This window comes from Comamonas brasiliensis (genome assembly GCF_018292285.1).
GTDB lineage: Bacteria > Pseudomonadota > Gammaproteobacteria > Burkholderiales > Burkholderiaceae_C > Comamonas > Comamonas brasiliensis.
The window spans coordinates 1,309,778-1,322,792 of the sequence record NZ_JAANES010000001.1 but is presented as its reverse complement, the minus strand read 5'-3'; the positions used below and the strand labels follow the sequence as shown (position 1 = coordinate 1,322,792).

The 13,015-nt window shown below is 56.1% G+C and carries 14 protein-coding genes; 6 read left to right on the top strand and 8 right to left on the bottom strand.

The genetic code is table 11. The features are described from left to right. Positions 1-121: 121 nt before the first annotated feature. On the bottom strand, positions 122-2,920 hold the full coding sequence (locus DJFAAGMI_RS05895) for an ATP-binding cassette domain-containing protein (protein WP_211456307.1): 2,799 nt from the start codon (positions 2,918-2,920) through the stop codon (positions 122-124). Next, on the bottom strand, positions 2,913-3,593 hold the full coding sequence (locus DJFAAGMI_RS05890; RefSeq protein ID WP_283245736.1) for a mechanosensitive ion channel family protein: 681 nt from the start codon (positions 3,591-3,593) through the stop codon (positions 2,913-2,915). Before DJFAAGMI_RS05890 ends, DJFAAGMI_RS05895 begins: the two co-directional genes overlap by 8 nt. Positions 3,594-3,830: 237 nt before the next feature. On the opposite strand from DJFAAGMI_RS05890, the gene DJFAAGMI_RS05885 reads away from it, so the two are divergent. The 6 genes from DJFAAGMI_RS05885 (at position 3,831) to DJFAAGMI_RS05860 (ending at position 8,462) form a co-directional block, all read left to right on the top strand. Beyond that, positions 3,831-4,565: an SDR family oxidoreductase gene (locus DJFAAGMI_RS05885; RefSeq protein ID WP_211456305.1), complete on the top strand. Its 735-nt coding sequence runs from the start codon at positions 3,831-3,833 to the stop codon at positions 4,563-4,565. Then, positions 4,556-5,728 (top strand): glycosyltransferase family 9 protein, encoded by a 1,173-nt coding sequence (locus DJFAAGMI_RS05880; protein ID WP_249333840.1) that lies wholly within the window; start codon positions 4,556-4,558, stop codon positions 5,726-5,728. Before DJFAAGMI_RS05885 ends, DJFAAGMI_RS05880 begins: the two co-directional genes overlap by 10 nt. Then, complete coding sequence (locus DJFAAGMI_RS05875; protein WP_211456304.1) at positions 5,725-6,216, top strand: adenylyltransferase/cytidyltransferase family protein; 492 nt, start codon at positions 5,725-5,727, stop codon at positions 6,214-6,216. The genes DJFAAGMI_RS05880 and DJFAAGMI_RS05875 overlap by 4 nt, the downstream gene beginning before the upstream one ends. Further along, the gene (locus DJFAAGMI_RS05870) at positions 6,213-6,863 is read left to right on the top strand and encodes a D-sedoheptulose-7-phosphate isomerase (protein WP_211456303.1); all 651 of its coding nucleotides are present in this window, start codon (positions 6,213-6,215) and stop codon (positions 6,861-6,863) included. The genes DJFAAGMI_RS05875 and DJFAAGMI_RS05870 overlap by 4 nt, the downstream gene beginning before the upstream one ends. Positions 6,864-6,982: 119 nt before the next feature. Beyond that, complete coding sequence (locus tag DJFAAGMI_RS05865; RefSeq protein WP_211456302.1) at positions 6,983-7,993, top strand: SDR family oxidoreductase; 1,011 nt, start codon at positions 6,983-6,985, stop codon at positions 7,991-7,993. Positions 7,994-8,054: 61 nt separating this feature from the next. Next, on the top strand, positions 8,055-8,462 hold the full coding sequence (locus DJFAAGMI_RS05860) for a hypothetical protein (protein WP_211456301.1): 408 nt from the start codon (positions 8,055-8,057) through the stop codon (positions 8,460-8,462). Positions 8,463-8,923: 461 nt separating this feature from the next. On the opposite strand, the gene DJFAAGMI_RS05855 is transcribed toward DJFAAGMI_RS05860, so the two are convergent. The 6 genes from DJFAAGMI_RS05855 to DJFAAGMI_RS05830 form a co-directional block, all read right to left on the bottom strand. Then, complete coding sequence (locus DJFAAGMI_RS05855; protein ID WP_211456300.1) at positions 8,924-9,142, bottom strand: CsbD family protein; 219 nt, start codon at positions 9,140-9,142, stop codon at positions 8,924-8,926. A 104-nt stretch (positions 9,143-9,246) separates the two neighbouring features. Continuing rightward, positions 9,247-9,573, bottom strand: a complete 327-nt coding sequence (locus DJFAAGMI_RS05850; protein WP_211456299.1) for a BON domain-containing protein — start codon at positions 9,571-9,573, stop codon at positions 9,247-9,249. A 32-nt stretch (positions 9,574-9,605) separates the two neighbouring features. Beyond that, the gene (locus tag DJFAAGMI_RS05845) at positions 9,606-9,767 is read right to left on the bottom strand and encodes a DUF1328 domain-containing protein (RefSeq protein ID WP_211456298.1); all 162 of its coding nucleotides are present in this window, start codon (positions 9,765-9,767) and stop codon (positions 9,606-9,608) included. Between the two features lie 140 nt (positions 9,768-9,907). After that, positions 9,908-10,396, bottom strand: a complete 489-nt coding sequence (locus tag DJFAAGMI_RS05840; RefSeq protein ID WP_211456297.1) for an MgtC/SapB family protein — start codon at positions 10,394-10,396, stop codon at positions 9,908-9,910. A 669-nt stretch (positions 10,397-11,065) separates the two neighbouring features. After that, a complete protein-coding gene (locus DJFAAGMI_RS05835) occupies positions 11,066-11,365 on the bottom strand; it encodes an ElaB/YgaM/YqjD family protein (RefSeq protein WP_249334037.1) in 300 nt (99 codons plus the stop codon). Between the two features lie 410 nt (positions 11,366-11,775). Then, positions 11,776-12,750, bottom strand: a complete 975-nt coding sequence (locus DJFAAGMI_RS05830) for a hypothetical protein (RefSeq protein ID WP_211456295.1) — start codon at positions 12,748-12,750, stop codon at positions 11,776-11,778. Between the last annotated feature and the right edge of the window lie 265 nt (positions 12,751-13,015).

Here is a 13,015-nt window from a genome sequence, read left to right as displayed (position 1 = left end):
AAATGCCATTCCCGCGCCCAACGGAGCAACACTTGCGACGGCCCACGCCTTTGCGTAAAAGCTTCGGCAAGCTTTGCACCATCCGTGTCATTTCTGAGGCCGGCCGGCGTCAGCCATCGCATCAGCTGCCGTTCTTTCCCTGAACTGAACCGCTACCGATCACCGGTTTGATCGCCTCCTGTTCATAGGTGGCTGCCGCAGCCACCTTCTCCAGCAGTTCGTTGGTATTGGCCGACCGGGACAGCTGAAATTGAAATCCGGCCATCAAGGCCATCAGCTCGTCGTTGGGACGTGCGAAACCCGTAAGGGCAATCGCAGAGATCCTGCCAGCAAGTGCAATCCCTAGGCGCTCTTCCATGTCACGCACTCCTGCGACCAGTTCTCGTCCGCCTTGACTGTCGTCGGAGATATCACATATGAGCACTGCGGGCCACTGCCCCGTCGGCTGCAGGCCCAGCCACTCAAGGGCTTGCTGTGCGGAGGCGAATCCGCGCGTCCTGGCGCCATGCTGCTGCAATGCGGCTTCCAGAGACAAACGCAGTGCTGAAGCTTCAGTCACAATGACCGTCTCCAGACCCATGAGGGAAGACAGCGCGATTTTCTCCCTCGATCTCGGGACTTGACCATGTGTCACGCCGCCCTCGCGCAAGGGCAGCTCCATCGAAATGCTCATTCCTTGAACCGATGTCGCAGACTGGATGCTCAGGCTGCCACCCTGTCGCTCAATGGCAGAACGCAGCACCATGGGATCGAAGTTCGAGCCGGAAAATGGCACCGAGCTCCCGACACCGTCCGCAGAAAGATGCCGACCGTCCACCAACAACAACTGCGCCCTCTGAGCCACTCGCTGCAGCCGCAGATCGATGCGCCCACCGTCCGGCGTGGCCTGGATGGCATGCATGCACATATCCCAGAGGGTCTGCGACAGCACGGCCGGGTCGCCACTGATGCGCAGCGGTTCGGCATCCAGATGCGTGATGAGCTGTATGCCTCCCGCGTCCAATGCGGGCCGAATTCCATCGATGACACCTGCCAGAAGCGCACCCAGATTCAGGGGCTGACGAACCAGCCTTCTCTCCAGTCTGTCGAACTCTTGCTTTTGCAGTTGCAGGTCCCAAAGCTGGGCATATAGGCCGCGCCGCGCGAGCAACTCCTCGTGCCGACCCTGCTCGACGATTCTTCCCTTGTCCAGCACCAGGATCTGGTCGGCGTCGACCACGGTGGAAAGACGATGCGCAATGATCAGAGTAGTGCGCTGCGCGGCAAGCGTATCGAGCTGGGTCTGGATGGCTTTCTCCGAGCGGGTATCAAGCGCCGACGTCGCTTCGTCGAAAACCATGACGGGCGCATTCTTGAGGAATGCGCGCGCGATGGCAATGCGCTGCTTCTCGCCCCCCGACATCTTCAGGCCCCGCTCTCCGACCAAGGTCTCGAACTGCTGGGGTAAGGAATCGACCAGTTCGGTAAGCTGGGCGGCACGCGCCGCGGCAATAACTTCGGATATCGATGCTCCGGGACGGCCGTAGGCTATGTTGTAGGCCACACTTTCGTTGAACAGCGTGCTGTCCTGGGGAACAATGCCGATCCCGGCCCTCAGACTCTCCAGCGTCACCGTGCTGATATCGGTATCGTCCACGAGTATCCGCCCCCGCTGGGGGTCATATGTCCTCAGCAGTAGACGTGCCAGGGTGGACTTGCCCGAACCGCTGCCGCCCACGACCGCCAGGGTCTGGCCAGGACCGATTCTGAAACTCACATCCCAAAGTACCTGCCGCCCGGTTTCGTAAGAAAAATCGACATGCTCGAAAACTACTTCGCCGCGCCTGACCGACAAGGGCAGTGCTTGCGGCGATTCCTGGATCTCCGGCCGGCGGCCCAGCATCTGTTGCAGCTTTTCCGCATTCGTCATAGCGTCCCGGGCTTCACGGAAGAGAAAACCCAGGGCGTTCAACGGCAGACAGACCTGAATCACGTAAGTGTTCAGCAGCACCAGATCACCAACGGTAATGCGACCATGTACCGCTTCCAGGCCGGCAAAAAGCATGATAGCGCCCACCCCCAGTGCAATGATGGCGCCTTGGCCCATATGCAGCGCCGACAGCGCCTTCTGGCTCTCCACACTGTGCTCCAGCCAGGTCTGGCGCACATTCCGGTAGCGCAAGACTTCATGATGCGCTCTTGCGTTGTGGCGCACCGCTTCCTGGTTCAGGAGGCTGTCCAGCATCAGACCATTGGAGCGTGAGTCGAGTTCATTGACACGGCGCTGCAGAGCGACTCTTCGCCTCGTCATCAGGGCGGTATAGCCGGCATAGGAGACAAAGGTCACCAAAATGCAGACCGTGAACCAGCCGCTATATCCTGCGGCAATGATTGCAACCACCGCAAAAATTTCCACCAAGGTGGGAATCAGGGTGAATAGCAATGCACTCAACAGGAATCCCATGCCCACCGTGCCCCGGTCCACATCCCGGATCAGAGCCCCGGTCTGGATCTGGAGATGAAATTTCGGGCCCATGCGATGCAGATGGCCCAGCGCTCGCTGCGCAAAATCGGCCACAGCGAACAAGGTCACCCTCGCGAAGCACAGATCGCGCAGTTCTGTGAAGAGCGTGCTGGAAAAGCGAAGCGCAGCATACCCGATCAGCAATAGGACCGGTAGCACAACCACCTGGCCGCCGCTGGGCATCAGACGCGATGCCTGCGACGTCACCTCCTCTGCCAGGCTGCCGGGCATACTGAAAAGATCGACGATGCGCTTGAAGACCAGAGGTACGCTCACGCTTGCCAACTTGGCAAGTATGAGCAAGACCACCGCCGCCAAAGTACGCCATCGATATGCCCACGCGTAGTGCCAGAGCTGGTCAAAGATCGCACGGGCAGGTCTGCGCGGCTGGGAGACCTCGTTTCGTGGATCAGGCATGACGGACTCCATGGGCTGCAAATGCCATTTCGAGATCCAGTCGGATCTCGCTGGCAAGCTGCTCCCTGGCGATGTTGTCTGGATGAAACCAGACAGCAAACTCGAACTGGCGCGAGCTGCCGTCGGCCGAGCTGAGCAATATTTCGGGTGTTGGAGTCTCCAGAAGCTGGGAATGCGCATGCACCAGCTCCAGCAGCAGTCTGTCCAACAGCAACGGGTCGGTGTCGGCCGCCAGAGTCACGGCAACGCGCAAACGCACCGGCTCCTGCAGATAGGCAGCATTGACCACGTTTTCGACAATAAAGCGCTGGTTGGGCACAAGGATGGCCACATTGTCCGAATTCACTAAGGTCGTGTGGCGGGCTGAAATCTCTCTCACCACCCCTTGTACGCTTCCAACTTCAATGCGATCGCCCACCTTGATGGGGCGCTCCAGCATGACGATGAGCCCGCTGATGAAGTTGCTGACGATGTTCTGAAGTCCAAAGCCCACGCCCACACCGACAGCACCCGCCACCACTCCCAGCGCGGAAAGGTTGATGCCTACGTTCTGCAGGATCAGGACCATGCCGAGAATCAGCACCAGATAGCGCAGCACCGAAGCGATGGCGATGCGTGTGCCCTCATCCACATCGAAATGACCCAGCAGGCGCCCAGCAAGCCAGCGCCGCATGCCGCCCGCCAACCAGAAGAGCAGGCTCATGAACAGGAGCAGTTTGAGCAACGAGCCGACGGAGATCGTCACGTCCCCCACTCTCAACAACACCAGTTGGAGTGCCGTTCTCCACCATTCGCCCTGAAATATTTCTGCAAAGCTCATGGTAAGACTGCTGGCAATCGCTGTACCTGCCCAGGGCTGCAGGAACAGCGATTGCCAGAGCGCTGGGGTGGCAACCAAACGCTTTAAATCATGAATACTCTCGAAGACAAGGTAATCCTGGTGACCGGGGCAGCCAGTGGCCTCGGGGCAGCCATTTCGCAACAGTTGGTGCAGGCTCGCGCTCGCGTGGTACTTGCCGACTTGGATGCAGACAAAGCCGCACAGGTGGCCCATGAGATCGATCCTCAAGGTCATCGCACGCTGGCACTGAGTTGCGATGTCGGCCTTGCCGGCGCAGCCGAAAGGGCCATGGGTGCCATCCGACGTCAGTGGGGCGGCCTGGATGTGCTTATCAACAATGCGGGCACGGATCACACCGCTTCCGTGCAAGACATCGCGCCAGAACAGTGGACGCGCGTCGTGCACACCAATCTCTTTGGCCCCTTTCTTCTGGTCAAGGCTGGCTTGACCATGCTGTGCGAAGCCGACCAAGGCCGCGGCGGTCAGATAGTAAACATCGCCTCGACGGCTTCGCTGCGCGCCTGGCCCAACGCTAGCGCCTACCATGCAAGCAAATGGGGGCTGCGTGGACTGAGCGAAGCCCTGCATGCGGAGTTTCGCTCCAGCGGAATTCGTGTTTCGACCGTGATTGCCGGTGGCATGCGCACCCCGTTTCTGCTTGATCGCTTTCCGGACATTGACTTGAATGTCCTGCAACCCCCCCAGAACGTTGCAAGCGCAATATTGTTTCTGTTGGGCATGCCCAGAGGCTCGGTCGTGGCAGAGATCATGGTTCTACCTCAGCAGGAGACATCATGGCCATGACTGCCGACTGGGCCCATGTAAGCAATGTGCTTGCTGTGCGGCTTGACAGCATGGGCGATGTCCTCATGACGACTCCGGCATTGGCGGCCATGCGCCGCAGCCTCCCCCAGGCACGTATAACTCTGTTGACTTCAGAGGCCGGCATTGAGGCGGCTGAAAGGGTGGAGGCCATCGATGAGTCTCTGGTCTACGCCGCCCCCTGGATGGCAACTGGCGACAAGCCAGCCAGCGTCAGCGCAGACCTCGATTTCATTACCAAGCTCACGGAGCGCCGCTTCGACGCGGCCATCATCTTCACGGTGTGCACGCAAAGCGCCCTGCCCGCCGCCCTGGCCTGCAGACTGGCGAATATTCCCCTGCGCCTGGCCCATGCACGGGAAAATCCATATGCCTTGCTGACGAACTGGGTTCCGGATACCGATATACAGATCGGGACGGTTCGGCACGAAGTCCAACGCCAGCTGGATCTGGTGGGCCACATTGGCTGCGAGGCGGCCGACAATCACCTGAAACTTCGCTACGGAAGCGCGGATGTGCAGCAGGTACGAGAGCGCATGGCTGCAATGGGCGGCTCCATCGACCAGCCCTATCTGGTGATTCATCCCGGCGCCAATGCGGCCTCTAGGCGTTATCCCGCCAGCCACTTTGCTGCAGCGGCAAGGATGTTGGAAGAGTCTGCTCGCTGTCAGCTCATCTTCACCGGCTCAGAGCATGAAAAAGACCTCATTGCCGAAGCTGCCTCGCAGTTGACCCGCCCCGCGATCTGCTTGCCCGGACAGCTGAAGCTGGGTGAACTGGCGGCCTTGATTGCCGGCGCCCGTGCACTGTTGTGCAACAACACAGGGCCTGCCCATATCGCCGCTGCAGTGGGCACACCGGTAGTCGTTCTCTATGCCTTGACCAACCCCCAGCACACACCCTGGAAGGTCAGCGCACGCATCCTCAGCCACGACGTACCGTGCAGGAACTGCCTCAAAAGCCGATGCCCCCAGACGCATCACGATTGTCTTGAACGCATATCGCCACAGTCGGTTTCTGAGGCGGTGCTGGAGTTACTGCGCCAACACCGAACCACGCAACCGGTTTCAGCCGATGCTGCGCCACAGGACCGTTACAGGGCAGCGCTTCACTTCCTCTCCACCACCGGCCTGTGTGAACCATGATTCTTGCCAATGCCCTGCTCTGTGATGTACTGCGAGACCGCGCTTCGCGGCTCGAACGCCCCATGGTCTTCACCAACGGGGTGTTCGACCTTCTCCACCGTGGTCATGTCGAATACCTACAGGCCGCCCGGCGCCTGGGAGCTTCGTTGATTGTCGGCCTCAATAGCGACGCATCTGTGCGGTCGCTGGGCAAAGGCATTGGCCGCCCTCTGAACTGCGCTGCCGACCGCGCCATCGTCCTGTCCGCACTGCAATGCGTCTCACTCGTTGTGCTTTTCGAGGAGTCTAGTCCTCAGGCTCTGCTCACCGAGCTCCAGCCTGACATCTACACCAAAGGCGGAGACTACCGGGCGCAAGAAATGCCGGAGGCAGCGCTGATGAAGACCTGGGGCGGTCAAACCATCATCCTGCCCTACTGGGCCGGCCACTCGACTACCCATCTGATAGCTCGCGCGCATCAGATCCACAGCATGGAGCAGACGAAATGAAACCCCTCGCGAATCCACAGATAACGCAAGTCAGGGAGCGTGCGCTCAGCCAGGCCGCTTTTTCCCTCGCCTTGCATGACCATCTGGCCCTCTTCAACTGCCTCGCGGAAATACGGCCGGACGTTGAGGTTGCGGCAGAAACCATCATCGCGACCCTGGACCTGGGGAAAAAACTCATGCTCTGCGGCAATGGCGGATCTGCAGCGGACAGCCAGCATATTGCAGCCGAGCTTACGGGACGCTTTGTCACAGAGCGTCAGCCTCTTGCAGCCATGGCCCTGACCACCGACACCTCTGCGCTGACCTGCATCGCCAACGACTACGAATTCAATGAGGTTTTCGCACGCCAGCTCACAGGCCTTGGCCGACCGGGAGACTGCCTGCTGGCCATCTCGACCTCTGGGAACTCCGAAAACGTGATCCGCGCAGTAGAAGCCGCACGCAGGATGAACATCTCGACCATTGGCCTCACCGGCCATGGTGGAGGCCGCCTGAGAGAAGTTTGTGATGCCTGTGTAGTCGTGCCTTCTACCAACACTGCTCGGATTCAGGAGGCTCATATCTTTGTGGGCCATGTTCTGTGCTCCTTGATCGAACAGAAGCACACGCGCAGATCATTCCAGCAGGCCGGCTATTCGGCGCATTGAGCGCAGGACCACAAGGCCCTTACGTCCAATGCCGGATCTCTTCGCCATCGGACAAAACGAATGGCGTCGGGTTCATTCCGCCAGCCCAGACTGCCACTCACAGCAACCAGGAGATCACCATGCCTAGGAATCAGAAACTCTCCCAGCCTCGATCGGTGAAGGATACCGCCCAGGTCCAGCGCAAGATCCAAAGCCAGCAACAGGCCAACGATGAAAGAGACAAGGCCGATGTGCAGGCGGGTTCAGATGTCCCAAGCTCCGCCCCTGGTCCCGGCCACGAGGTTCCCACTCCCCCAATGCTGTCCCAACCGTTGACAAAACCGGGACATGAGGGAGCGATGATCACAAAACCCTTGTATCTCGCCTCCGATTACAAAGGCAGTGGGAAGCTGGAGGGAAAAATTGCCGTCATTACCGGCGGTGACTCCGGCATTGGACGTGCAGTGGCGGTACTGTTTGCCCGCGAAGGTGCCGACGTGGCTATTCTTTATCTGAACGAAGACGATGACGCAAAAGAAACATGTGATGCCATAGAAAAGGAAGGTCGCCGGAGTTTGGCGATTTCAGGCGATGTACAGGACCAGAAATTCTGCGACAACGCAATCAAGCAGGTTCTTGAAAAATTCGGCTCCATCAACTTGCTGGTCAACAACGCGGCATTCCAGGAGCATGCTTCAGCAATTGAAGACCTCACCGACGAACGTATCGAGCAGACATTCCGGACCAATGTCCTGGGCTACTTTCACATGGTCAAGTCAACGCTGCCCTATCTTCACGAAGGCGATGCCATCATTAATACGGGTTCGGTCACAGGCCTGCGCGGCAGCAAACACCTCATGGACTACTCCGCCACCAAAGGAGCAATCCACGCATTCACCAAATCCCTGGCGCAGAACCTCATGGACAAGGGAATCAGGGTGAATGCAGTGGCTCCGGGCCCGGTCTGGACGCCTTTGAATCCGGCAGATCGCCCCGTTCAAGAGATTCGTGACTTTGGCGCAGACACCGAGATGGGAAGGCCGGCTCAACCCGAGGAGTTGGCGCCTGCCTACGTGTTCCTCGCATCGCAGGTCTGCTCCAGCTACATATCAGGAATCGTGCTACCTATTACAGGAAGCGTCGCCGAATGAGACAGCTGCAACCAAGAAAAAAGCCTTTTTCAAATTGACGGCACACACAAAGGAAACACCTATGCAAACCCTTGTCGTGACCCCTGAAATGCGCGCATTCATTGGTGGAACTTTCTACCCAAAGAATTTTTCCTTGATCATGTTTCCCACTGAAGAAGAAGCGTTGTCGATAGCTAAGCAGCTCTCGGAAACGCGGTTCCGCGCAGAAGACATCTTTATGATTCCACCACGATTAGCGCTGCAGGAAATTGCATCTACCGCTGACAGCTCGCAATTGCCCCTTCCTTCGGTGGGCTCCGACGGAACGATGGCACGTGCGATTGCCGACCTCGCTCAAAAAGGTCACTGGGGAATCCTTGTCTATACGGGAAATGAAGGGGATATTGACGCCTTGAAAGAGTCAATCCTTGATACCCGATGCTCTTTCGCCAAGGCCTATCATTCCTTCGCCATCGAAGACCTGAATTGACCTGCATCGGTGACTCCGCAGCCAGACAGATCGGGGAAATTTTGGCGAAATCAGCCTCTATATCGAAGACATGGAGATGGCCCTCGCAGGAAGGCTGATGCTGCTGCTCGAAAGCGGTCCTTTTGCACCCGGGCCGGTCTGGCTCAAGCTGACGATGCCGAGATAAGTACCGATACCCAGAAACGCGGTTAGCCAGTTGAGCGCAGATGTGAGCGTGAAGGCCTGGTCGACCTGAAGCAGGAATTACTTTTCATGCCCCGCGGTGTTGCGAGACGCCTCCAGACAGTCGAGCCTTAACGGGGTGAAAGCGCGATCATCGACTTGACAATGACGCTTTCCGTATCCTGGCAGGATTACCAAAGAACCGACACCTGGAATATAGAATCGGAATATCTTCTCATAAATTAACGCAAACAAAGGCCATATCTGGCCTTTGTTTGCGTTCAGGATGCGATTCTCAGTTATTCATCCCAATAAAAATCAGGATTTCTTTTTTGCCATGCATCCAGCTGCTTTTCGGCTTCATCCTGCGCGACGCCTTGACGCTCCTGAATCTTTCCAAGCATTTGCTTCCGCTTCCCATCGATGACGTCAAAGTCATCATCAGTAAGCTTTCCCCATTGCTCCTGAAGCTTACCCTTGAATTGCTTCCAGTTACCTTTGATGCGGTCTTCGTTCATAAAGCCTCCGTTCAATCCACAGTAAACAAGTCAATTCCGTATCACAACGACGATCGGATTTAACACTCCGATCTCATTGAATGCCGTGCGGGTGTGCAGCCCTTTTAGGGTCGAACAACAATGCTGTTTTTCACACCCGTCACACCTTTAGTATCTCTGGCGAGAGCCTCAGCTCTATCCTTTTCGGCCTGACTCTTGGCAAAGCCTGAAAGCTGCACTACACCTTTCATAGTTTCGACGCTGATCGACGTTGCAGCGACCGTCTTGTCTTCAGCATATTTGGACTTTACTGCAGTGGTTATGCCGGCATCGTCGACGTAGGATCCAACGGATTGCTGGTGCCTGGCAACGGAACAACCCGTAAAGGCCAAGCCGCTGAGACTGAGTACAGTGGCAGATAACACAATTCGAGATATCTTGTTGAACTTCATGCTTACCTCCTTAATGGACTATTAATGGATGGTCATTTTTTGATTGACCCTATCAAAAATGTGATGACGGCAATGATGATAAATACAAAGAACAATATCTTTGCAATGTCTACCGCTCCAGCTGCTATGCCGCCAAATCCGAATACCGCTGCCACAAGGGCAATAATCAAAAATATTACAGCGTAACGCAACATAACGTCTCCTTGATTTCAATATAATCTCAATTATTCTCTTTGGCGTAAGGGAAACAAATGGATCCCCGAAGGACAACGACTACATTTCTATTACTTGGATAACGTAAATTTATTACACTTCAGATGAATTGATAACATATTCAATCCTTTTTCTTGGTGAGCATTGGTACTGCACTCAGAACTACCATTGCCAATGCCGTACTAACGACTGCAGTAGTTTCCTTCCCGAGTCCCGCACAAACACCGATCGCAGCAGTGAGCCAAATGCCTGCAGCAGTGGTCAGGCCTTTGACATGCGGTTCTGAATCCTTGCCCTCTGCCTTGAGAATCGTGCCGGCACCAAGAAAGCCTATCCCCGCAATGACTCCCTGTATAACTCTGGAAGAGTTGGCAGTATCGACGCCTGCTTGCAAAGCGACCAATACAAATAATGCAGACCCCATCGAGACCAGCATATGCGTACGCAGCCCTGCTGCTTTGCCATGACTTTCACGCTGCCAGCCAAGAATGCCGCCCAATAATGCAGCCACAGTGAGCCGCACGATGATTCGAGTTGCCTGATCAATGTCGGAAACATCGGAGAACTCGGCGCGAACCGAGCGAATGACGCTTGCCAATACATCGCTCATACGTTTCTCATTTCACATGCATCGATCGCTGCTGACAGGGATAGAGAAAATTTGAAATACAGATGCCCGCCCCCTACGCTTGGGCAGCGTGGTTGACCAAGTCGGTGCGGCCTCGAGAATTAGTATCGAAGGGGCAAACGGCGTGCCCACTCGTCCCGCGTGGTTCAAAGTTCGCTTGGTCGTGGGCTTGGCCACGGCCATGCAGCTGGGCTGTCAAAACCCAGTTGCTCGGCTCGACGCTTCTGGTGGTTCCAGTGGAGCAGATGCCTAACGCCGGCCCTCGATCGGGTTGGGGCTGTGGGGATCTGAGGGATCCATCGGGTCAGCCGGATACTGTGGCTGCTGCGATGGATCGGGATTGCCAGGCTGTTCGGGAGGCGCCGGCGGCGAGCTGGTGGCAGCAGATCCCGAAGGGATATGCGTTGCTCCGGCGGGAACAGTTCTGTGCTGCTCGGCAATGATCGTTGGCTCGGAAGCCTGGTTCTCGCCCGGCTTGCCGTTTTTGCTTGGCGTGGCTCCAGTTGGGACTGTGTGTTCGGGATCCGACATTGCAAGCTCCTTGAAAGGCGCATCCTCGCCCATGGCGAAGGAATGCTGTGTTCGGCAGCTCGGACTGGCTCTCCTAAACGCCGCCGAGCTTGGGTTTACCCACCAAATAGGCTGGAATTTTCAACGGGCGTTACGTCCACACCAGAAAAATCCCAGCAATAGGCCGACCGCTAAGGCCCCGCCGACCGCTCGCCATGGCGAGTCATGAACATATGTGTCTGCGGACTGAACCGCAGCCTTGGACTCATCCAGCGCCGCAGACGAAGCCGAGCGGGCTTTCTCTAGCGTCGCCACTGCCTTGCTATATAACTGTGATGCAGTTGCATCAGCGCCATTTGTCTTGGATGCCAGAACATCTCTGAGATCGTTGAGCAGACGGTTTAGATCGTCCGAAAGGTTTGCCGTATTCGCTTTTCGCATTCTCATGCAAGCTTCTCCTTGAATCATCGAGGTTTCAGAGTGAGCATCCGGTCCCGAACAGCCTGTAGATCAAGCGAAGGCCTTATGTTCTGTAATGTTTCCTAAAGCAATTATCTGCACCGCGTCAATTATGGAACCCGAAAAAGTCACCCATTGCAGTTCCTGCATTCCAGATGCCTAGCACGTGGGCTCATCGATGATTGAACAGTCTGTGAAGCTGGCACAGACTTGGGAAACCCCAAAATCTCCTCATCTCAATTCGATCGGTTTGCATAATCCCGGTGCTGGCCCTATTGCTTATGTCCAGGATTAATGTAGAAATAGTGCTATCAGAATAATGATAGGGATAGGAACACCCAACATCCAGAGCAAGATGGATCTCATTTTGAACTCCTAATATAGTGCTGTTGTTAAACGTTGTCGCGCTGGCGGCCACCCACGGTTGCACAGACGCTGGCGACAAAAGCGCCAATTAGCAAAGCAACGAATATCCACAGCAAAGAATAAGCGGTTGCCTTACGAGCCTGCTCTGCTGCCTGCTTGGCTTTTTCTATCTTTGCTTGAACTTGCTCAAAGGATTGCTGAACTTTCGTCTTGGCTTCCTCGGCACTGACATTGCTTCTTTGAGCAACGATGTTGGCGATATACGTTGCGTCCTGATCCGGGAGTTTTCCAGTTTGCACGGCCTGCGAGAAAATCACTCCCACCTCCTTGGCATCGTCCGCTGTGTCCCTGGCCCGTTGAGAGGTATCCGTACTGTTGACTTGAGATGGCTCAGAGACAACTTCTCTACGCAGCAAGCCATTGATCCAGTAATGCAAGTCATTGCTGCCTCTGCCATTTGGATTGGCGCTTTGTCCATCATTGAACACCCCGCTCATGCCGCCTGCCGTGCTCCCGGCCAAGCCTCCTGCAGCCCCACCGGCGAAATGTGCGGCTTCGCCTGCAACCGCACCTGCAACTCTGCTTGTACTCGACACTGCGCCGCTTACCATTGCCGCAGTCAAAACCACCATCCCAATGGTGGCCAAAGCCCAGGCAAGAAAGCCATGCGCGGTATCGCGGAAGTAGACTTCATCGGTATGCAGTCCTTGCCATTTGGTGCGCAGGCGGCCTGCCATGTAGCCCCCCACTCCTGCCGAGGCCAGCTGCGTCAGCACGAGCCACGCAAGAGTGCTCCAGCCGATCGTCTCTCCGTCAGTTCCTTTACCCGACCAGACAGATATTGAAGAAAGTCCGAGTCCCGTGCCCAGCATAAATAGAACCAAGGAAAGTATTGCAGCGGCTAGAGCACCCGCAAAAACGGCTGGCCAGGAAACGCCACTCTGACTCGCTTCGAAACGAGGTTCCACTGGAAATTCCTGCTTGATGTACGTTGCTGCCATATTGCCTCCAGACAATTATTGAATAATTGATGCCAAGATTAATTCTTGTTGCGGGGAAATGCGTAATCCATACGGATCTGTTCCTAGATGTTCAGAAACTTAATATTCTTGGATATCTCATTCGGAAAATAATCAGATTAGAACTCAGCGTAAGCTTTAAAAAGCGGCGGTACTGTAGGCCAAGCACGTGCATGCAACCTTAAATGTGACATAAGGAAACACGATCCATCACCCCCCCTATTCATAATTTCAGGCTTGCCTTTCG

What these genes read in the sequence shown, in the direction of transcription:
- DJFAAGMI_RS05895 (WP_211456307.1), bottom strand. Translation starts at nt 2,920, where the DNA reads ATGCCTGATCCACGAAACGAGGTCTCCCAGCCGCGCAGACCTGCCCGT.
- DJFAAGMI_RS05890 (WP_283245736.1), bottom strand. Translation starts at nt 3,593, where the DNA reads ATGCGGCGCTGGCTTGCTGGGCGCCTGCTGGGTCATTTCGATGTGGAT.
- DJFAAGMI_RS05885 (WP_211456305.1), top strand. Translation starts at nt 3,831, where the DNA reads ATGAATACTCTCGAAGACAAGGTAATCCTGGTGACCGGGGCAGCCAGT.
- DJFAAGMI_RS05880 (WP_249333840.1), top strand. Translation starts at nt 4,556, where the DNA reads ATGGCCATGACTGCCGACTGGGCCCATGTAAGCAATGTGCTTGCTGTG.
- DJFAAGMI_RS05875 (WP_211456304.1), top strand. Translation starts at nt 5,725, where the DNA reads ATGATTCTTGCCAATGCCCTGCTCTGTGATGTACTGCGAGACCGCGCT.
- DJFAAGMI_RS05870 (WP_211456303.1), top strand. Translation starts at nt 6,213, where the DNA reads ATGAAACCCCTCGCGAATCCACAGATAACGCAAGTCAGGGAGCGTGCG.
- DJFAAGMI_RS05865 (WP_211456302.1), top strand. Translation starts at nt 6,983, where the DNA reads ATGCCTAGGAATCAGAAACTCTCCCAGCCTCGATCGGTGAAGGATACC.
- DJFAAGMI_RS05860 (WP_211456301.1), top strand. Translation starts at nt 8,055, where the DNA reads ATGCAAACCCTTGTCGTGACCCCTGAAATGCGCGCATTCATTGGTGGA.
- DJFAAGMI_RS05855 (WP_211456300.1), bottom strand. Translation starts at nt 9,142, where the DNA reads ATGAACGAAGACCGCATCAAAGGTAACTGGAAGCAATTCAAGGGTAAG.
- DJFAAGMI_RS05850 (WP_211456299.1), bottom strand. Translation starts at nt 9,573, where the DNA reads ATGAAGTTCAACAAGATATCTCGAATTGTGTTATCTGCCACTGTACTC.
- DJFAAGMI_RS05845 (WP_211456298.1), bottom strand. Translation starts at nt 9,767, where the DNA reads ATGTTGCGTTACGCTGTAATATTTTTGATTATTGCCCTTGTGGCAGCG.
- DJFAAGMI_RS05840 (WP_211456297.1), bottom strand. Translation starts at nt 10,396, where the DNA reads ATGAGCGATGTATTGGCAAGCGTCATTCGCTCGGTTCGCGCCGAGTTC.
- DJFAAGMI_RS05835 (WP_249334037.1), bottom strand. Translation starts at nt 11,365, where the DNA reads ATGCGAAAAGCGAATACGGCAAACCTTTCGGACGATCTAAACCGTCTG.
- DJFAAGMI_RS05830 (WP_211456295.1), bottom strand. Translation starts at nt 12,750, where the DNA reads ATGGCAGCAACGTACATCAAGCAGGAATTTCCAGTGGAACCTCGTTTC.